This window comes from Chitinophaga sp. HK235 (assembly GCF_018255755.1).
Taxonomy (GTDB): Bacteria; Bacteroidota; Bacteroidia; order Chitinophagales; family Chitinophagaceae; genus Chitinophaga.
Genome location: NZ_CP073766.1, coordinates 3,954,131 through 3,975,200 on the forward strand (window position 1 = coordinate 3,954,131; position 21,070 = coordinate 3,975,200).

The 21,070-nt window shown below is 44.4% G+C and carries 18 protein-coding genes and 1 tRNA gene; 9 read left to right on the forward strand and 10 right to left on the reverse strand.

Annotation, left to right across the window (positions count from 1 at the left end):
* From KD145_RS14185 to KD145_RS14205, 5 genes are all read left to right on the forward strand, one after another.
* A complete protein-coding gene (locus KD145_RS14185; protein ID WP_212006508.1) occupies positions 1-612 on the forward strand; it encodes a hypothetical protein in 612 nt (203 codons plus the stop codon).
* Positions 613-710: 98 nt separating this feature from the next.
* Positions 711-1,709 carry a hypothetical protein gene (locus KD145_RS14190; protein WP_212006509.1) on the forward strand — a complete coding sequence of 333 codons (999 nt, stop codon included), beginning with the start codon at positions 711-713 and terminating at the stop codon, positions 1,707-1,709.
* Positions 1,710-1,747: 38 nt separating this feature from the next.
* Positions 1,748-2,770: a hypothetical protein gene (locus KD145_RS14195; RefSeq protein ID WP_212006510.1), complete on the forward strand. Its 1,023-nt coding sequence runs from the start codon at positions 1,748-1,750 to the stop codon at positions 2,768-2,770.
* A 9-nt stretch (positions 2,771-2,779) separates the two neighbouring features.
* On the forward strand, positions 2,780-3,841 hold the full coding sequence (locus tag KD145_RS14200; protein ID WP_212006511.1) for a hypothetical protein: 1,062 nt from the start codon (positions 2,780-2,782) through the stop codon (positions 3,839-3,841).
* Positions 3,842-3,849: 8 nt separating this feature from the next.
* Positions 3,850-4,905 (forward strand): hypothetical protein, encoded by a 1,056-nt coding sequence (locus KD145_RS14205; protein ID WP_212006512.1) that lies wholly within the window; start codon positions 3,850-3,852, stop codon positions 4,903-4,905.
* A gap of 130 nt (positions 4,906-5,035) precedes the next feature.
* Here the strand turns inward: KD145_RS14205 and KD145_RS14210 are convergent, their stop codons facing one another.
* The 5 genes from KD145_RS14210 to KD145_RS14230 all read right to left on the reverse strand — a co-directional run bounded on the left by KD145_RS14210 (position 5,036) and on the right by KD145_RS14230 (position 12,784).
* Complete coding sequence (locus tag KD145_RS14210) at positions 5,036-6,562, reverse strand: SusD/RagB family nutrient-binding outer membrane lipoprotein (RefSeq protein WP_212006513.1); 1,527 nt, start codon at positions 6,560-6,562, stop codon at positions 5,036-5,038.
* Between the two features lie 10 nt (positions 6,563-6,572).
* Positions 6,573-10,016 (reverse strand): SusC/RagA family TonB-linked outer membrane protein, encoded by a 3,444-nt coding sequence (locus KD145_RS14215; protein ID WP_212006514.1) that lies wholly within the window; start codon positions 10,014-10,016, stop codon positions 6,573-6,575.
* 181 nt (positions 10,017-10,197) lie between these two features.
* Positions 10,198-11,172, reverse strand: coding sequence for a FecR family protein (locus tag KD145_RS14220; RefSeq protein WP_212006515.1), 975 nt, complete (start codon positions 11,170-11,172; stop codon positions 10,198-10,200).
* 44 nt (positions 11,173-11,216) lie between these two features.
* Positions 11,217-11,774 carry a sigma-70 family RNA polymerase sigma factor gene (locus KD145_RS14225; protein WP_212006516.1) on the reverse strand — a complete coding sequence of 186 codons (558 nt, stop codon included), beginning with the start codon at positions 11,772-11,774 and terminating at the stop codon, positions 11,217-11,219.
* 83 nt (positions 11,775-11,857) lie between these two features.
* Entirely contained in the window at positions 11,858-12,784 is a 927-nt protein-coding gene (locus KD145_RS14230) for an AraC family transcriptional regulator (protein WP_212006517.1), read from the reverse strand.
* Between the two features lie 190 nt (positions 12,785-12,974).
* On the opposite strand from KD145_RS14230, the gene KD145_RS14235 reads away from it, so the two are divergent.
* Positions 12,975-14,510, forward strand: a complete 1,536-nt coding sequence (locus KD145_RS14235; RefSeq protein ID WP_212006518.1) for an aldehyde dehydrogenase family protein — start codon at positions 12,975-12,977, stop codon at positions 14,508-14,510.
* A gap of 13 nt (positions 14,511-14,523) precedes the next feature.
* Positions 14,524-14,889, forward strand: a complete 366-nt coding sequence (locus KD145_RS14240) for a DUF779 domain-containing protein (RefSeq protein ID WP_212006519.1) — start codon at positions 14,524-14,526, stop codon at positions 14,887-14,889.
* Between the two features lie 113 nt (positions 14,890-15,002).
* Here KD145_RS14240 and KD145_RS14245 read toward each other — a convergent pair whose 3' ends face one another.
* Together KD145_RS14245 and KD145_RS14250 are read right to left on the reverse strand one after the other, a co-directional pair.
* The gene (locus KD145_RS14245) at positions 15,003-15,506 is read right to left on the reverse strand and encodes an ATP-grasp domain-containing protein (protein ID WP_212006520.1); all 504 of its coding nucleotides are present in this window, start codon (positions 15,504-15,506) and stop codon (positions 15,003-15,005) included.
* A 30-nt stretch (positions 15,507-15,536) separates the two neighbouring features.
* Entirely contained in the window at positions 15,537-15,998 is a 462-nt protein-coding gene (locus KD145_RS14250; protein ID WP_212006521.1) for an Lrp/AsnC family transcriptional regulator, read from the reverse strand.
* 110 nt (positions 15,999-16,108) lie between these two features.
* On the opposite strand from KD145_RS14250, the gene KD145_RS14255 reads away from it, so the two are divergent.
* Positions 16,109-17,359 (forward strand): aminotransferase class V-fold PLP-dependent enzyme, encoded by a 1,251-nt coding sequence (locus KD145_RS14255; RefSeq protein ID WP_212006522.1) that lies wholly within the window; start codon positions 16,109-16,111, stop codon positions 17,357-17,359.
* A 32-nt stretch (positions 17,360-17,391) separates the two neighbouring features.
* Positions 17,392-17,916: a GNAT family N-acetyltransferase gene (locus KD145_RS14260; protein ID WP_212006523.1), complete on the forward strand. Its 525-nt coding sequence runs from the start codon at positions 17,392-17,394 to the stop codon at positions 17,914-17,916.
* 40 nt (positions 17,917-17,956) lie between these two features.
* On the opposite strand, the gene KD145_RS14265 is transcribed toward KD145_RS14260, so the two are convergent.
* The 3 genes from KD145_RS14265 to KD145_RS14275 all read right to left on the reverse strand — a co-directional run bounded on the left by KD145_RS14265 (position 17,957) and on the right by KD145_RS14275 (position 21,011).
* On the reverse strand, positions 17,957-18,907 hold the full coding sequence (locus KD145_RS14265) for a hypothetical protein (protein WP_212006524.1): 951 nt from the start codon (positions 18,905-18,907) through the stop codon (positions 17,957-17,959).
* A 256-nt stretch (positions 18,908-19,163) separates the two neighbouring features.
* A tRNA-Gln gene (locus tag KD145_RS14270) sits at positions 19,164-19,234 on the reverse strand.
* A gap of 76 nt (positions 19,235-19,310) precedes the next feature.
* Complete coding sequence (locus KD145_RS14275; protein ID WP_212006525.1) at positions 19,311-21,011, reverse strand: hypothetical protein; 1,701 nt, start codon at positions 21,009-21,011, stop codon at positions 19,311-19,313.
* Positions 21,012-21,070: the final 59 nt, after the last annotated feature.

The window sequence follows — 21,070 nt, forward strand, 5'->3', positions numbered from 1 at the left end:
ATGCCAATACAAGACAGAAACAGACTGAAAAGCTGGTTTGAAACGGGGGATTATCCCACCCAGCAACAGTTTTGGGATCTTATCGATAGTTTTTTACATCGACTGGAAGATACTATTGATATTGAAAATGTACGAAACCTCCGTACGCTTCTGAATGCCAAGGCGGATTATGAGCAATTACAGGCTCACTTCACAAATGTGTCTAACCCACACCAGGTAACGAAAGAACAGATCGGACTTGGCAATCTTCCCAACGCAATCTCCAGTGACTACAACCAGGACAAGGAAGATGTACTGGCCACCAGTGCAGCAGTATATCGTTTATCACGGCTGATACAGGCAAGGGACGTAGAAGAAGCAATCTATACAACTGATAGTGCCTATGGAATCAGGAATAACAGCCTCCTCGAAAAAATTGCTGTAATGCCGGCCACAGATATCACACTAAGCATTGGTTCCTCCGCCGGCGATAAAGATATACTGGATAATCTGCTGCTCATCGGTGGCAAAGCGAACGTAATTCAGCTGGATCAATATGCTTATAACGCCGAAAAAAAGCTGTTCTTCTCTGGTATTACCGCTAAAACGGTTATCAGGTTTTACGTAAGATAATATCTTCTGTTGCCCCGTACATACAAGTCTGCCGGCTATGCCGGCAGTACTTTGCATGAATAATACAATTCATTTGAGATATTCAACCCCATCATACAATGAAGCAATTTCTTATATACAGTGCTTTATTCACAATACTGACAATCCACATCACTTTTGCCCAGAGTAATATTTCTGCCAATCGTGTTGCCGTAAAAGATTCATTATCACTCAAAGGTGCATGGGTAAACAGTATTAACAACGACAGCACCCTGAAGTCTGCCAGTGATAAAAGCATTTCAACAGACGGTGCCCTGAAGAAGTATATTCTTCAGGCATTGAGTGATACCGGCAACATCAACAAGTTATCACTGCAATCCTTGTTTGATATATTTTCTATGCAACCACATGCCATGAAAGTAAACACCCGTTTTACGTATATGCCGGGCATCACTGGCCAATCTTTTGATTTTGAGTTTATCAGTTCAGATAGTATTGTCACTACACTAACAACCCGGCCTGATAAAACTGGCTGGATATATGTGTTCGGTAAACCACCCTATACTATAAAATGTAAGTCTGTAGCTGCAGATTCCGGATTTTTCACATACTTCAATATATATAAACGTTCGGAGGATGGATCTCCCCAATCTCTTCTATCCCATACATACATTTCCAGGGACTCTATCAAAATCGAAAAGACCGGAGTGATAGAGGATAATATCTGGATTTATATTGGTTACAGTGAAATGGGCAGTCAGGATCCGGCGCAATTTTTCTACTTAAATACTAAACTGGTAAATCTCACCAATGATGTATCCGTTAATTTTCTGGGTGATATAATTTACCCCGGCACGTCTGAGCTGATTGGCCAACGTATACAACCAGATCAGGGTATATTCCGCTATTACATTTACCCAGCAAAGGCAATCAAAACAATTAATGGCGCCTACTCGTTCTATCTGCCGCTAACAAAGAGCATTGAACTTGAAATATGGGCAAACGGCCAGCTATCCGGAATTACCCGTGTGGATCCTCAGCAGCCTAACCCCGAATTTTCCGTAACGCTTCCTGTATCTGATCTTACCATATATGTACGTGACGTTACAACTAAATAATAACGTTTAATTCAAGATCATTTTTCCCAAACAATTATATGAATAAGTTAATCCTGCTTTGCTGCATTTGCTGCCTGCACCTGTCTGTATTTGCTCAAAGTGTACTCAATGTCAACCGCCTGATCGTGAAAGATTCCATTGCCATTAATGGTAAGTGGATCAGGCAGTTCGGGAACGACAGCACCATGCAACGTGCCTCAGACCAGTCTGTATCCACCAGCGCCGCCTGGAAACAGTATATAGATCACAACATGAAGGTAACCCAACCGGGAAAAACCAGTCGCACAGACAGTATGCTGACACTTCTACCGGCCACGCGAGAACTCGCCCTGGCACCGGTTCGTGTTGCACCTGAATTTGACAGCCGTTTGTTACTGCCTCCATTATTCAAGTTGATCATGAGGCCGGAAGAAGATTCAATGGTGGGATTTTTCGATCCCATTACTTTTAATGTCACCAGCAGCGATGGTATTACTACGCCAATTGTGGTAAAGGGAAATCAACCGGATGTTGCCTTTGCTAAAGGGCAGCCACCCTTTAAGCTCTCCTGCTCCTTTATCAACAATCATCCCGGACAGACAATTCGGTTATCTTCAAGGGTTGGATTTCAAGAACAGGTATCATTTGCACCGGTTTACAGCGCACTGGCTACCTGGCAACAAGCCGATTACCTGGACACTATACAATTTACCATGAGTAACCTGTATGGTTTCATTCGGTTCAGAATGGCAATAAAGGATATCGATACGGCCCCCACCATGCGTTTGAAAATATACAATAGAAGTAATTATATATATTATACGAAGTCCAACCCCAATCTTTATCTATTGCCCGGCGAGAGTTGCAATACACTTTATCCCGCCAGGATATCCGAAAAATTCGGAATTGCTGCTTCCCGGATGATTTCATCTATATACGGATTTAACGCGTTATACACTGATGAAAAAATACAATACAATGTGAAGTTATATAAGAATGGAGTACAGATTTCATCCACCTCACTTTTTGAGTCATTTATGCTGGATGAAACCTGGAAGGAAGCAATCATTATCTGCGAATAAATTTTATCTATGAGACACCTTTTTAATATTGTTTTACTGACCTTGTTTGTATTGTCACAGGTGAACGCCCAAACAGTCACAACAGGCAGAGTAATCGTAAAAGATTCAATATCGCTCAATGGCCGCTGGATACAGGGTATAACATCGGATAGTACCCTTACGGATGCTGGCACTAACATACTCGCTACAGCACAGGCATTAAAAGCTTATGCTGATGCCAGGACATTCAGTATAAAGGATAGTTCCGGCATACTGCGGGATAGCTCGCTGACCATAGATCCGGTTTCCCGTGAACTGGCTATGGCTCCTTATGTTGCAGGCGATGTCAATACCATACTACGGCTGTTTACTAACAATGGGTATGGCCTCAGCGTTTTTATATTGCCCGGTTTGAATGGTGGCGGTATATTAACCGACTCCATTTATGTGGATATTACCAGCAGTGATGGTGTTCTTACACAGGTAGCCAAAGCCCCTGGATATTTCATCAGTGTATTTTATGCAAAAGGCTATGCTCCGTTTAAAGTAAAAGCGCGGCTGGCCAATAACAGTACAATCGCCAATTACACACTGAAAGCCTTTAGATTGTCGGATAGAGATTTTATAGATGGAACTACCTATAATGTTTATCAGTGGGCCTATCACGGAGATACGATCCTGTATCATTTAAAGCATATATATAGCACGGTTTGCCTGGATGGCAATCAATGGCCAACAGCAGACAGTCTACCTACGGACCCTGCTTCCCTGGCCAAAGTATCTATCATCAACCGTACCAGGAAGGCCTGCCTGAATGTGACGGGGTTTCGCAATCAGTCCATCCTGTTCCCTGATCAGACAACACATTTCAGATCTCTCCGCACCGGAACACTGGCATATACCGTAAGAGGATACACGCTCTCTGAAAACAATGGATATACCCTGCATGCATTATCCAATACTGTGAAAGTAACCGTCCTTAAAAATGGGATAACGTACGAAAATGTAGAACTCCAGGGAAATCCTGGCTCCCGGCGGGTGAACCTGGACAACAGTGTCACCGATTTAACCATCATTTTAGAAGATAAATAAACTAGTGCATGAAGCTGAAAAGGAAATATTTATTGATCACATGTCTATGCTGGCAGTTCTCTGCATATGCGCAAAGTACTATATATACCAACCGACTTGCAGCAAAGGACTCTATTCAGTTGAAGAACAGTTGGATCAGTAAGCTGATCACAGATGATTTACAACAGGCGGCTCCCCATTCACTTGCAGGAGACAGTGCCATGAAGAAATATGTAAATAAAATCACCGGTAAACCACCAATAGGAGAGTCTTCCAGACTATGGAATCTGATAACACCGGACCAACAGGATGGTGCTATGAAACTGGCAGCAGTGCCCTCTCCCCTGCCAATAGATACTGATACGCTCCTGGATAAATTGTTTATCCACCCTCAGTATTTTAAATTGTTCTATTCACAAGCCAATTTTCGCGGTAGCGATACCCTTACTGGAACTATCACCAGTAGCGATGGCATAGTGACTCCCTTTGTATTAAGCGAACTACACACCCGTTTTATAGCATATGGTAAACCTCCCTTTGATCTTGATTGTTGGCTCACCTCTAAAAATCCCGACATATGGGCCTTAGTATATTTTTGCAATGCTTATGCCGATGATGAAACCGGCATATGTGTATCGGCCAGTCGTAAGATACCGTATGGAGAGTCTTCCCATATTGTCGTCCGTGGATTAAATACCCATATGCAGTTAGTCAGGAATGAGATGTACGATACTACACTACCGACCCACTCTGACTCGCTCACGGTAAATATGAAATTAGACAATAGATCTGCTAGCCTGGCCATGCGTGTGAATGATGAAACACTGCTTCCGGGCGAAACACGCGCCTTTCGTAACTGCATTGTTACAGTCAAAGGGAACAACGGCACCTTACTGCAGTTCGAGGCACTCACGCTGCGTTATACCCGTGATGGCAGGGCTGGTTTCGCCAATCTCCCGGCACCGCCGGTTACGGTGACGGTTAATCGTAATGGTCAGCAATATTTTAAAGGGCCGGTACAGGGCGCCGTTAAGTTTATACTCGATGCCGGCTGGAAAGACGCGGAGGTAATATTGGAAGACTAGACCTCTTATCCATGGCTAACCTGAACAAAACCGGACGACTGGATTTTTTTATCCGGTCGTCTGGTTTTTTCTTATTTACATAAAACAAAAAAGGGCATCTCTGAAGAGACACCCTTTTGTCAACAACGCATTATTTGTCCCACCAAACCCTCTTTAACCAATCATTTTTACCACCGATCCTATTCAATGCTTCTCTATAATTTTTGGTATTGTTAAACGCTTCTGTGGCCGGATAAAACAGCCGGCGTGGCATGACACCACCGGTAACAGATTCACCGTCTACGTCTTTTACCGGCAACGTTTTAGGAAAGCCTGTCCTTCTCAGATTGGCATAAGCCTCATAGCCATTGGGGAAAAGCGCCACCCATTTCTGCATATTGATCTGTTCCAGCTCTTTGCCGGCAGTCAGTGTATGAGCAGTCACGAAGTCCGATGCTTTCTGAGGATCCACCGGATTCATATCAGGATATATATCCAGCTGTTTCATAGCAGTCCGGATAGCTTCCTGGTAATGCTGGTTGGCATCATCACCGGTCCATCCACGGGCAGCCGCCTCTGCTTTCAGGAATTCCACCTCTGCATATCCGAAATGCAGGAACGGAGCTTTCAGCTGATAAAAAGGGGTATTGACTTTGCAGAATTTGTCGGCCTGTTCTATCATAGTGCCATCAGGTGCTCTCCAGGCGCCCCATTCATCCCACCAGTACAAACCTGGTGCAATCGGCATATAATTGGTCAGGTGGGTGATATCTCTTCCTCTGCTATCTCTGTTAATAAAAAAGGCGCTGAGCCTGGGGTCATTTTCAGCTTTCAGGTAGTTCACAAAAGTGGCGCTGCCGTTGCTGTAAAGATAGGTCTGTGTTTCCTGTAAGGCCTGTGCCAAACCATTGCCACGCAGATCAGGATAGGCATACTCTTCATGTACCATCTTAAAATTATCATTGGCACTGGTAAAGGTACCACCGGCAACGGCAGCCTGTACTTCCTGTCTGGCCCTGTTTTCATCCACTTTGGACAGACGCATACCCAGTCTCAGCCGCAGGGAGTTGGCCAGCTTTTTCCATTTTGCCACATCACCCTGATATACGATATCATTGTCCAGTCTGTCTTTGGTAGCATCAAACTGTTTCACTGCTTCGGTCAGTTCCTTGAACAGATCATTGTAGATATCTTCCTGCTTATCGTAGCGGGGTGTATAGGTATTTTTATAATACGCCATGCCAGCTTCAAAGTAAGGCACATCTCCATAGGTATCTGTCAGGATAGAGAAGATGTATACTTTCAGGATACGGCCGGCAGCCATGTAATTCACCAGCTGCGGGTCATTGTCGCAGCGATGCAACATATCGATGAGCTGTTTAAGACTGCGGTTATAAAAGATCTCCCATACACGTTCATTAAAAAAATCATCGCGTACAAACTTGGAACCTACACGCTGCCCATAAGCGCCGTTCATGTATTGTACCATCGGCTGGAAGATATGCAGGTTCGCATAGCCTGCCTCACGGCCACCACTGAGAAAATAGGCAGCTGCAGCCAGTTGTTGTCCTGGTGCGATGGTATTACCTCTGGTAGGATTCTCGTTGATCGTTTCAAAATCTTTCGTACAACTACCTAACAGCAGTACGGTGAATATTAGTAGAAAAATATTTTTCATCTTCATGGATTTAAAATTTTGCATACAGGTTGATACCATAAGAGCGGCGGGTAGGCAGAGAACCATATTCAAAACCCTGTCCGTTACTGTTGTTGTAGCTGGACTGCGGGTCAATGTTTGGTACATCTTTACTTAAGATGAACAGGTTACGGGCCACGAGTGACACCGTCAGATCGCGGATCATGGTTTTGCGCAGGATACTTTTAGGGAGATGATAATCCAGTGTGATCTGACGCACTTTCACGAAGGAAGCATCATAGATAAACGCTTCAGGGATATTGTCGGTGATACGGGTCCAGTATACCTGCGGGCTTACAAAGCCGGATGCTGATTTATATTTTTTGTTACCATTGCCATCTACCCCATCTTCCTGCACACCGGTTACGAAAATACCGCCGGTTGGTTTCCAGTTGCCAGGCTCAACACCAGCTGCCACCCTTTCTTTTTCAGACTGGGTCCAGCTTTCGCGGCCTTCCAGAGTTCCTTTCTGACGCCCGTTGGCATAAGCACGCAGGTTGGTCATGGAGTAGATATGCCCACCATGTCTGACGTCCAGCAATACAGACAATGCAAAGTTTTTATAGGCAAAACGATTGTTGATACCACCAATCCATTTGAACTGACCATTACCCAGACGGGTATCTTCGGCTTCATAACGGGGCAGCAGCTTATCATCCAGCACCACAGTGCCTTTATCATCTCTCAGAAACTTACGTCCTACAATAATCCCATACTCCTCTCCTTCCTGGGCCACAATGGAGGCATTGGCCCAACGTGCGGATGCCAGGGTATAATAACCGGAAACCAGCGGACTTAACTCCAGGATCTTGTTCACGTTGCGGGCCCAGGTAATGTTCATATCCCAGTTGAAATTTTTGGATACGATGGGTTTGATACCCAGTGCTACTTCCACCCCTTTGTTCTGCACATTGCCGGAGTTGATGGCGGCGGCGGTATAACCACTGGCAGAAGAAATGGTAGGGAACAACACCTGATCTCTTGTATTGGATTTGTAGAAGGTAACATCCATGTTTACCCTGTTACGCAGCATTACCAGATTGATACCTGCTTCATAAGACCTGCTGATACTGGGTTTCAGCCCTTCGAAAGGTACCCTGTCTACCGCTACGCCACCGATAGAATAACCTCCCACCATAGGGATATTGGGGTTGTTGGCGTAGCTAATTTTCAACTGATAGGGATCAACTGCATCAGTACCGGTTTGCGCCACGGATAAACGGATCTTACCGAAGTTCAGCAGCTCGTTCTGCGGCATCAGTTCGGAGAACACAAAGCTGGCGGATACTGAGGGATAGAAGAAGGAGTTTTTGCCAGTGGCCAGTGTAGAGGACCAGTCATTACGGCCTGTCAGGTCCAGGTACAAATAGTTTTTGTAAGCCACACTCAGCGCGCCATACACGGAATTAATCCGTTTACGGTTGACGGTTTCTTCACTGAGTTTTGTCCTGAAATTGTTGATACTTTTAATACCTCTGACACTGATATCTCTACCTCTGGTATCGAGTACATTTTCTTCATAGTCCATGCGGTTTGTACCCAGGTTGGCGTTTATCTGAAAATCCTTTACCTGTTTGCTGAAGGTCAGTAACAGTTCGGAATTGGTTTCCCGCAAAGTGCGGTCTTTCAGGGCAATCGCTCCTGTGGTGTTAAAGGGTGAGGAAAATTCTGTAAACTCCCGAAAGCTGAATTTCGAATAATCGGTACCGGTGCGGCCCTGAATGCTCAGGTATGGGGTAAGCTGGTATTTCAGCATCGCGAAGCCGGTAAGTCTGTCCTGTTTACTGTTGTTGGGCTGCTCGTTTAAAGCCCAGTAGGGGTTTACCTGATAGGGTTCATTATTCCAGTCGATGTAATCACCGGTCTTGGGGTTTTTGTATTCTTTGAGCCAGTCTATGGAGATATTGGGGGCAATACCACTCAGTACATAACCGATGTTATTCGGGTTATCAGACAAAGCCGGGCGGTTATTGACTTTTTCGTTGAGGTAAGCCACCTTGGCATCGATACTCAGTTTGTCGGTCAGCTTCGAAGTGCCTCTGATGGCGAAGTTGTGTCGGTCCAGTCCACTGGCCGGTACAATGTCCTTGTTGTGCAGGTTGGTATAGGTAAAGCGCAGCTGGGTTTTATCATTACCGGTGGCCATGGCGATGGAGTTGGACAGTGTCAGGCCTTCGCGGAAAAATTTCTGGATAGGGTTGACAGCTTTTACGTAAGGCACTCTGTTACCATTCCACAGCCAGGTTGTACTGTCGGCGCTCAGTTTTGGGCCCCAGCTGGATTGTGTATAGGTACGGGCGGTGGCCGCATCACGGGGTAACTGTCCTGCACGGCCGGAACCGTATTCTTCCTGGAAATCGTAGCTGTTATTGAGTTTCTCCAGTACAGCATTGGAAGTCACTTCCACTTCCAGTCCTTTATTATTTCCTTTTTTGGTGGTGATGAGGATAACACCGTTGGATGCTCTGCTGCCGTATAATGCGGTAGCAGCGCCACCTTTCAGCACCGACATGGTTTCTATTTCATCGGGGTTGATAATGCTGGTACCATCACCCAGATCGTAACCACCATATTTATCGGCCTGTCCGGGTGAGGAGTTATTGATAGGAACTCCATCGATCACATACAATGGCTGGTTATCACCGCCTACTACTTTTACACCACGCAGGGTCACTTTCACGGAAGCACCTACGCCGCTGTTGGTCATGTTTACATCGAGGCCGGCCACTCTTCCCGCCAAAGAAGCCACGGGATTGTTTTCCCTGGCTTTGGTAAAATCGGAACCTTTTACATCGGTATAAGCATAACCCAATGAACGTTGCTGACGGCCTATACCCAGTGCTGTCACCACTACAGTGTTCATTTCAGCAATACGGCGGGCCAGTTGTACATCAGCAGATTTGTTACCCCTGACTGTATTCACAGCAGTTTCATAACCGATAAAAGCTACCTGATAAGTGCCGCCTTCCGGAGCAGACAAAGTGAAAGAACCATCTTCGCCGGATACCACCGACTTACCGGTTTCCCGGGAAGTGATCACCGCACCGGGTAATGCTTCTCCGGTCTGTTTGTCCATGATACGGCCTTTAAGCTGGATCAGCGGGCCTTGTACTTTCGGCACCTGTTTGATCACCACATGTGCACCCATGGCTTTGATCTGGAAGCTGTTCACCGGAAACAATACTTTGAGGATGTTTTCCAGCTGGGTATTTTTTTCCTTAAAAGAGAAGTTACCACGCCCGTTCACAATTTCATTGGGATAGGCAAATGAAATACTGAGCTGTTTTTCAATCAGGGCCAGTATCTCAGGTACAGGTCTGTCGGTAACTTCGAGGGATACCCGCTTCGACAATACAGAGGATTTATCTTGCGCGAACGCGCGGGCACAGGTTAAAACGATCATAATGACCGTACAAATAAATTTAACTTTTTTCATGCTACGCATTTGATTTTAGTTGATACATATACAGTAACAGACAGCAGCTGGCAATTACCTTTTCTGCAGAAAAGATATCAGATGGAAATTACAGGCATAACAAGGTCACAGGCCAATGGCCAGGCATTACAGGTTAGCCGGTAATATTAAGTTATGATCAGAATATTGCGATGCGGATAAGCTACTTCATCTTTCTCAGTACATACTCCGCCGCGGAAATATGGTCTGCTTTCAGGTCAAGCATTTCCCTGATTACTCCCAAAGCTTCTTCAAGCGTTATATTTTTAAATCGTGCTGTTATATTTTCATGTAACATGGTCGTATCTGCAACATCTATCCTCACATGATAAAAGGAAGACAGTGTATTCAATACCGTAGTCAGCGGCTGGTTGTTAAAACTCAGGTCATTGTTGGCCCATCCACAGCGGTATTCAAAGGCTCCTTCCATCTTCTCTACCTTGCCGGTATAACCATCCACTTTTCCCATAGTCGCCGGCGTTAGTATCACACCTTCCTTTCCTGCTGCAGCACTCAGTTTCACCTTTCCATCCCATACTGCTACATCGGTATAGTCAGTGGAAGTTTTAACGTTAAAAGAAGTACCCAGTACTTCCACCGCTGCATTGGCAGCGTTTACAACAAAACGTTGTTGTTCATTTTGTACGATATCAAAAAATGCTTCACCACTTTGCAGCTCCACCGCCCGGTCCCGGAAGTTTTTATGATAGTGCAGGATACTACCTGGTTTCATAAAAACAACGGAACCATCCGGCAGCCGCAGGCTGTCTTTAAAGTTACCTTGCGCGATATAGGTGACCACTTCCTTTCCCTGTTGTTCATGTATCCACCACCATCCCGCCAGGATTGTCAGCGGCAGCAATACAGCGGCCACTTTCCACCAGTGGCGGCGGAAGATAGTTTTCATCGGCTGTTTACGTGCTACAGTGGCCAGTTGCAGGTTATCCCATCCGGTTGCCACGTCAAAATCATGTTCCGGCAGCGCTGCTGCTGTTTTCCACAGCCGGCTGTAATCCGCCAGCAGGGCCGCATGCGTTTCATCTTCCAGCAACCAGTCCTTCAACTGTTGCTGTTTCGCTGCATTGTCCGGTTCAGACAAACAGGCTATGATGAACGCTGGTACTTCCTCTTTTTTCATGGCTGTATACTATTATGACAATTGAGAAATGATAAACTTTGATGTCAGCGTAATTTTTTTTTCGGCAGCAGAGTATCGCGCAGGGAACTGAGTGCTACCGACAGCTGATAATAGACCGTATTGAGGGTAATACCGAGCTTCTCCGCTATTTCAGCCGGTTCCAGGCCCTGTACCCTGCTCAGGATAAAGATCTCCCGGCAACGGGGCGCCAACGGAGCCAGGTGGTTTAACAGCTCCTGCTGAAACAGGATATAATCTGCGATCTCATAAAAGGAGGCGGTATCTGATTCAAAACGTAGTAATTCTTCACTGACAGTACGGGAACGGCGCTTTAATTCATTGATGGACATATTGGTAATGGCGCGGAACAGGTAATGCCGCACCTCTCCGGTAATAGTGAGGGTATTCCCTTTTTCCCAGAGGTGTACAAACAGGTTATGCACCATATCTTTTGCCAGCCCTTCATCCTGTACCCAACGGAAGGCCAGCAGATAGAGTTCCCTGCTGTAGGTATTGTACAGGTGATGGAATACATCTTTATCCTGGTTACGCAAGCCCTCAGTGATCTGGGCAGCGGAGACAGTCCGGTTGTGTTGCGTCATTTTTTAAGCATAGGGTTGTAATGCTGTGTGTCAGCAATGCTACAAAGTACAAAGTATTTTTAATTGAAGAAGAAGGGAAATGGTTATTTCCGGCAGATGAGCTGATAAGCGCCAGGGGTGATACCTTCGGTGTTTTTAAAGAGGCGCACAAAATAGTTGGTATCATTGAATCCGCATTGTATGCCCACCTGACTTACGGTATACCTGTTGTCTGCCAATAGTTGTTTGGCCAGCTTGATCCTTTCGCGGTTAATATATTCAAGTGGGGTGATGCCAAACTGCTCTTTAAACCATTTGAAGAAGATGTTGCGGCTCAGATAGGCTTTTTTACAGAGTGTATCAACCGCAATTTTTTCTGTGAGATGTTCGTGAATATAATGCAGTACAAAATGCAGGCGGCTGTTGTTGCTGTCTACCGCGCTCTCTTCTTCAATTACCCGCAGATGCTGGCTCTGAAGGATGCGGATCAGCAGCTCTTTCATGTTGAGGTCCGCATAGATGTCTTTATTCAGGTCTGCACTGTGACAGATACGTACCAGCTTGTTGATGACAGCAGTGATATTTTCATCATTATCAAAATGATATTTGTGGAACTGCAGGCGCCATTCATTTTTTTCGGTGGGCTCACTGTTGTAATGATCATTCAGGTATTGCAGGGTATTGCGGATATACATATCGTCTACTGTAAGTGCAATGCACTGCGTAGGGTTGTCTGGTGTTGCTTCCGGGAAATCGATGATCATAGCCCCGTTGGCGGGTACAATCACAGATTCGCCGGGATAATATTCAAATGCCGGCCGGTCGGGCAGATGCATCACTTTTTTACCTCTTACCATACTGGTGATCACAAAATCACCAAAAGACAATGGTACTTTATACGCTTGCTGATAACTCTCAAAGATATTCAGCTCGCAGTTTTTCAGGTTATAGATACGCCTGTTCTCTACCAGCTGTTGCAAATACCTGGGATGGGTAAAATCTATATGGTCCACATAATTTTTTACCGGCATAACTATCACTTTTACTCCTATCAATTTACTGAATTTCCCCGCAGGAAATAAAAGATAGGTACGATTGTGCTATAGATAAGTACGAAAATCTGCCATCAACCCCTTTATCTTTAGCAAATTAGCGTTGTAGCGCCACAGAAGCCACAGGCAGTACAGCGCGCAGTATTTCCTCATCAAAAAAAGTTCCGTTATGAAAAGTACAGCAACTGCTGGTATTCCTGACCCTCATATAGCAGAACGGCCGGAATTCAAAGCCAGATATGAACATTATATAGGTGGTCAATGGGTGAAACCTGACAGTGGTGAATATTTTGATAATATATCACCTATTGATGGTAAAGTATTTACCCAGGCTGCCCGGGGCAATGCCCGGGATGTAGAAAAAGCGATTGATGCAGCCCATCAGGCCTTTGCTACCTGGAGCAAAACATCTGCCACCTATCGCAGTAATATCCTGCTTCGGATTGCCCAGGTGATTGAAGACAACCTCGACTACCTGGCTATAATAGAAACAATAGACAACGGGAAGGCCCTCCGCGAAACCCGCGCCGCCGACATCCCGCTGGTAGTAGACCATTTCCGGTATTTTGCCGGCGTTATCCGCAGTGAAGAAGGTAGCATCAGTGAACATGATGAACATACCGTATGCATCAATCTGCACGAACCTATCGGCGTTGTAGGGCAAATCATTCCCTGGAACTTCCCTCTGCTGATGGGTGCCTGGAAAATAGCGCCAGCCCTGGCTGCAGGATGTTGTGTAGTGGTAAAACCAGCTGAACAAACACCTACCAGCATCATGTGCCTCATGGAACTCATAGGCGACCTGCTACCCGCCGGCGTACTCAATATTGTGACTGGTTTCGGACCGGAAGCCGGTAAACCACTGGCATCCTCACCCCGCATACAGAAAGTGGCCTTCACCGGTGAAACCACCACCGGCCGCCTCATCATGCAGTATGCTTCCGAAAACCTCATCCCCGTAACGATGGAACTCGGCGGCAAAAGCCCCAACATCTTCTTTGAATCTGTAGCCGATGCAGATGATGAGTTCTTCGACAAAGCTGTGGAAGGTGCGGTAATGTTTGCACTCAACCAGGGCGAAGTATGTACCTGCCCCAGCCGTATCCTCGTTCATGAAAAAATTTACGATGTGTTCATGGACAAAGTGATACAACGTACCAAAGCCATTAAAATGGGCAACCCGCTGGATGCCACCGTCATGATGGGTGCACAAGCATCTGAAGATCAATACAACAAAATCCTCAGCTACCTCGAGATCGGTAAACAGGAAGGAGCCCAGGTGCTCTGCGGCGGAGATGCCTTCCATCAGAACAGCGGGCTGGAACACGGTTATTACATACAGCCTACCCTTTTCAAAGGCCACAACAAAATGAGGATCTTCCAGGAAGAAATCTTTGGCCCGGTAAGCTGTGTGACCACTTTCCGCACCACCCAGGAAGCAATAGACATCGCCAACGATACCTTATATGGCCTCGGCGCCGGCGTATGGACACGCGATGCGCATGAGCTGTATCAGGTGCCACGGGCTATCCAGGCAGGACGTGTATGGGTCAACTGCTATCACGCCTACCCTGCCCACGCTCCCTTTGGTGGCTATAAAAAATCGGGCTTCGGCAGAGAAAATCACAAAATGATGCTCAGCCACTACCGCCAGACTAAAAACATGCTCATCTCTTACAGCAAAGTAAAGCTGGGCTTTTTCTAAAACGCTGTCAATTATGAGTGTAGCACGCGTAATCGCCACAGCGCAGGCTGTTGCACTGATCAACAGATTAAAAAACGACCACGGTCCGCTGATGTTCCATCAGAGCGGCGGTTGTTGCGATGGAAGCCAGCCTATGTGCTTCAGTGCAGGTGAATTTATTACCGGCAGCAGTGATGTATGCCTCGGAGAAGTGGAAGGCTGCCGGTTTTATATGCACCGCGATCAGTTTGAATACTGGAAACATACCCGGTTAATACTGGACGTCACGCCCGGAAGAGGTAGCAGCTTCTCGCTGGAAATACCTTTGGGTGTGAGATTCTATATCAGGTCGGAAGTTTTTACCACCGCTGAATTAAATGATCTTGAGCCCGTAGTATAGTATAAAAAAGAAGAGGGCCGCTATGTTTTACAGCATAGCGGCCCTCTTTTTATAGCCTGTATTAATAGTATCATTTGATAGTATCAAATGATACTATTAATACAGGCTTTTGTTCAACAACCCGCAAAAAAAGTAGTCACCTCCTTCACAATTCTTTCAATATCTCCTTTATAAAATCCCGCCGAATTCATACACCCACATTCCACAATAAAATATTCATCACCACATAAACAAACATCCATCACAAAAATATCATTGGGCGTATACTCCTGACAACGGGCTTCTGCAAATTCTATCACAGCTGCCGGGCAACCCGGTTTTTTATTCAGCTGAAAATATTTCCGGTATTGCGAAGCCGTGATCACCTTTTTGTTGACGATCCACAACCGCCACTCATAGGCAATATTATAAGGCTCTGATACAAGCACTCTGCTCTTTGCAGATATATTCACCGGATCAGTGTCAAACGATGGCAATGCATCTGAAAAAGGGATCACAAACACTTCCTGATATTTTACGCCTGTCTTTTCACAGGAATCTTTCAGCATTTTCAGATCCTCCTGATTCGTCAGGTTTTGCTGAACAACCCATTGTATATTTTTAAAACTGCTTTGCATCAATTAAAGATAAAAATTATCGTTGTCCGACTAAATACTCACCCCATAACTCACCTTAACTTTATCCATTACCACATGTGTGTAGAAGTGTTTGAGGTTAGGATTATCCATGAGGTGTTTTTTTGAAAATTCTTCAAAATGTTTCATGTCTGTTGTATTAATTATCAAGACAAAATCGTAGGTACCAGTAACATAATAACAATGTGCCACTTCAATACAATTTTTCATGGCAGCTTTAAATTTATCAATTGCCTTGGAACTACCTTCATGTAATACCACATCAACCACACAGGTAATACCGATCCCCACCGCTATGGGTGAAATAATTGAAACATCCGCTTCAATTACCTTTTCATTTCGCAGCCGGGTAATCCTTCTTTGCACAGCACTCTGGCTAAGATTTACTTTGCTGCTTAGTTCTTCCGTAGTAAATTTATTGTTTTGCTGGAGAAGCCTTAAGAGCTCTTTATCGTACTTATCAAGTGGTTGCATAATTTACCCATTTGTTGTACAAACATAAATGAAATTAGTCGCCAATAAACTAATAACGCAAAAATTATGCGCCACAACGCTGGTAATTTTGCTTTTAAAATCATTAAAGTATGATAGTTTCAGACAACCAGATACTACTTCCTACTGGCAGTGTATTTACAGCAGCAGAAGTTAAGCAGTTCCGAAACGAAACGGCAGGAACCAAAAATGTTATTCATTTGAATAATGCAGGCGCCGGTTTAATGCCTGATGTGGTTACACAGGCACAACTCGACCATATAAAATTAGAAGCAGAAATAGGCGGATATGAAGCATCTGCATTGAGGGCCGCCGCGGTAAAAGCATTTTATGAGCAGGCAGCTTTATTATTCAATTGCAAGCCTTCAAATATGGCTTTTACTGCCAGTGCAACAGACTCCTATACGGGAGCTTTATCCTCCATTCCGTTTAATACAGGAGATGTAATATTGACAGATTGTGATGATTTTGTATCCAATCAAATTCAGTTTTTGTCTTTACAAAAAAGATTAGGCGTCAAAATTATTCACATTAACAATGCAGCTATTGGCGGGGTTGATTTAAATGACTTAAAAGATAAATTATACAAGTACCTTCCTAAATTGTTAGCGATAACACATATCCCTACTAACTCTGGTTTGGTTCAACCAGTAAATGAAATTGCGAACATTTATGAGGAATACTTAAATATTTATCCTGATAAAACCTGGTATATTTTAGATGCCTGCCAAAGTGCCGGGCAAATGAAATTGGATGTACAAAAATTGAAATGTGACTTTTTAAGTGTTACCTGTAGAAAATTTTTAAGAGGTCCCCGTGGCACAGGTGCGTTATATATTTCGGATAAGGCATTGCATGCAGGCCTGGAGCCATTGTTCATTGATATGAGAGGGGCTGAATGGACGACAAAAGATACCTATAAACAACAACCAGATGCAAAGCGGTATGAAGATTGGGAGTTTGCCTATTCTACTGTAATAGGTACAAAAGCTGCCATAGAATATTGCAGAACTATTGGCGAAGAAAAAATCTGGCAGCAGGTCAAATTACTTTCAGGCATTACCCGCGAAAAACTGGCAGCAATAGACCGGATATCAGTATTGGACAAAGGACCGGAACAAGGCGGGCTGGTTACGTTTACTGTTAAAGATTCAGGCCCGGTTCATATTGTAAATGAACTATTGAAAAGAAAAATAAATGTAGTAGCCAGCTACAGAGCTTTTGGTGTAATTGATTTTGATGAAAAAGGAATAGAATGGGCCGTCAGAGCTTCGCCACATTATTACAATACCTTAGGTGAGATTGATACATTTATTGAAAGTGTAAAAGAAATAATAAAGTAAATATTGAGCCGTAGCGGTCAATTAAGAACACGATGAATAAAATAATATTTGAAACGGAGCGATTATTGATTAGGGAGGTTGAAGTCACTGATTTTGACAACTTGTTTGCCATTTGCAGCAATGAAGAACTAATGCAGTTTGTTGGCGATGGTATCCTGTCAAAAGAGCTAACGCAAAAATGGATAGCAATATCCATTGAAAACTACGACAGTAAAGGGTTTGGCATGTCGGCTGTTATACACAAATCAAACAACCGGTTTATTGGGTATTGTGGAATAGTATTTTCAAAAGCCATCAATGATTACGAGCTCATTTACGCCATTGAAAAAGAATATTGGGGTAAAGGACTGGCCACTGAAGTGGCGGCAAAGATGGTTCAATATGGGTTTGAAAAATTGAAATTTAAAACCATCTATGCTTCTATTGATCCTGCAAACATTGCATCGAAGAAGATATTATTAAAAATCGGGTTCAAAGAAATCTACACAAAGCATGATGAAGCCGGATATCCCACCATTTATTATTCATCCTCCGGAACTGATGAAGTAATTATTTAGAAAGAGCCCCGTAGTTAAAACTACGGGGTTCTTTTTTACATTACTTATCCTGATGTTGATTTTTTTTGAGTTCGTTGACCTGCTTTTGCAAATCGATAATGTATAAAGTCAGCTCTTCTACTTTCTGCAAAAGTTTCCGGTTCATTTCTCCCACATCAATGCCATTTTCCTGTACTTCCGCAGCAGAAGGGATTTCAGGCAGATGTTGATTTTTTTTGATATAGTTTTCAAGTTCCGCCAGCGAGGGTAATTTATAATCATGATGAAACACAAAATCCGGCCAGATGGCTTGTGGTTTTACCTTTATTTTTTCGGCAATCATACTACCGGCGACGGCTAAACGATAACCTTGCGCATTGTTAGTACCAATACCAACATTACCATTGACAGAAAGTGTGTTATTGCCTGCATCTGCATAGCCTCCCAGCGCCAGATTACCATTACCATCAATAACCACAGCCTGTGGATAATCATTAACTCCTGTGGACTTTGTAATCTTCAACCTTCCACGGCAACAGTTATTGGAGTTATCTACATCAGGATATTCCCAGAGCTCCATGGAATTGGGATACACGCCAAAACCACCACCAACTGATGCTGTGAGCCATTTCCACCCATAAGAATTACCACTTGCGCCTCTGTTGTAAATAGTCAGGCCACTAAGGTATGGTGTGGTATTATTGCCCGGATCATTTAATACAACCAACTCCGATGCTACTATATTACCCGCCACCTGTAACCTGGCAGTAGGTGCAGAAACACCGATACCCACATTTCCGTTTTGTAAAAAATAAGTATCATTCATCATAAAATACCGGGCACTGTAACTTTTCCACACCAGGTTGGAAAAAGCATCCTGTCGGGCTTCCCAGTGACCATCTTGTCCGTAAAACACCAATGGATTATCCTGAAATTTCAGCGGCCCGTTCTGCGCGCTTGCAGTCATGCGGGAAAGGGTACAGACAACAATAAATAACACGATTTTTTTCATAGATATATTTTTGAAGGTTGTTTGTAATTCAGAAGCAGCTTACAACTACAGACACAATAGGATCTTCAGGACATACCGCTAAACACTACAATAGGGATAATTTCTTTTGCTACAGTTAACATTTCTTACTATCACCGTAAGGGATATACGTAATTGGTGTATAAGATAAATATTTTTTGGATTATTGGGTTAACACAGGCATTACCAGCCTACTACAGCAATAAAAAAAACCGCTATGGTAGCGGTTTAAATTTTGTTGCCCGACCTGGATTCGAACCAAGACAAACAGAGTCAGAGTCTGTCGTACTACCGTTATACTATCGGGCATTGTCAATTCAGGAACGCGAAGGTAGAACATTTCCCATAACTAACAAATTTTTGTTCAAAAAAATTTTTAGCCTCGCTAAAAATTGAACTCCCTCGGCTGCAGATTCACCCTGAAACCAACTGTATAAAAGAAGGTACTGGTATTAGGCTGGCCCTGTACATTGTACGTCCGATAGGTACTATTCAGATCTATAAACATATTTTCAAATATTTCCCAGGAGACGCTCAGCGCGGCAGTAGTGCTTTTAACCGGAGTACCGCTGCCGATGAAAAAACCATAATCCCTGGGCCTGGTTTCATATCCACGGGAAACATCGCCTCCGAAGTTAACCCCGGCAGAGTCCAGCCCCTGCAAATGGTACATCAGCTTGCCGGTGAGATACAAGTGCGGAAGAGGCTGGTACCGGGCGATACCGATAAACTCTTTCAGATTGGCCCCCAGCGGGTGTGCCAGCGGCTGCCTATAGTGGGTCAGATTAGTGGTGCTGTCGAAATTAGTGTAGGTATATGGACGGATATAATTCACTTCTGCCTGGACATCGAGATTATGGACAAAGAAAGCATCAATATATTTAACACCCAGTTGGAACGCCTGTTTATTGGCATAGTTGCCACGACTGTAATGCAATACTTCCTTTGTTACAAATTCATTGATAAGCAGCTGTCCGTACAACTGCACTGAAGAAGTGACATTTGATTTGAAATCAAAGCCTACATTGGCTTTACCAGCGGCGCCCAACTGCTGCTCTACCGAACGGTAGAAAATCACCGGGTTCAGGTAACTGAGCTGCAGGCCGTTCCTACCATCTTCCATCACATTTTCATAAAAGCCCAGGTTCAACCATTTCGTTACCTGCAGGCTTAGATGGTGCATCATCATATAGTTGCGGGGGTGCATTGGGCGGCCATCTGAACCATAGGGCGGAAAAGGTGCGATGGTTTGTGCAAAAATATTTTCGTAGTCAAACTTCCAGATGCGGGTACTGATACGGAGATAGAGGTAATTACTGCTGAAATCACTGAGAAACAGACTACGGAAACCATTGCCGATAAAAAGTTTATCATAGGCAAACTGAATATCGAAATATTTGGCAAGGTTAAAGGAGATACCACCGCGGGCATCAAAGTAGTCGTAACCATTCTTACGATATGACTTATAAAAGCCCTCTCCGGGCACCGCACCATTGTGGGCAACAAAGTCGCGCACATAGGCTGGGTCACGTTCCTGGTTGTCGGTCAGGATGCTATAAAAGCCCACCTTGTTGGCAATATTTCCTCTCAGCATAATGCCACGCGTGTTTGTGTAGATACTGCCGGTACCATCGTTATCCTTACCGTATTGCAGGTTCAGCAGCGGATCAATGGCCAGTTTGAAATTACTGGTGCTTACCGCATAAAGGTTGGCCGGTGTTTTATAAAACACGCCAAACACAGGTCTCACCCGGAATGAATCAGCATATGCCGGCGCCCACTCCCAGTTGTCCATCAGCAAACGACGGATATTATACCGGTCTATGGAAGATAACGGAAAGGGTAACACGCCTCTTTTGTCCAATGAATCAATATACAACACCCGCTCCGTCATTTTGCGGCGGTCGTACGGTTTTACGGTGGTAAATCCCAGCAGGGTATCATGCCTCGTACGGATATCCAGCCGCTCCAGCAACTGGTATTGTTTGTTTCCGAGACCAATGTAATCAGACTGGCCCTTAGCAGGCAATGACAACAGGATAACCATTATCATGGTTATCAGGGAAGAAGGGTGTTTCATGATCATATAAACCGAAGATACCCCCTTGTTGTTCAAATATTTATTAGAAAAGGATTAAAAAGACA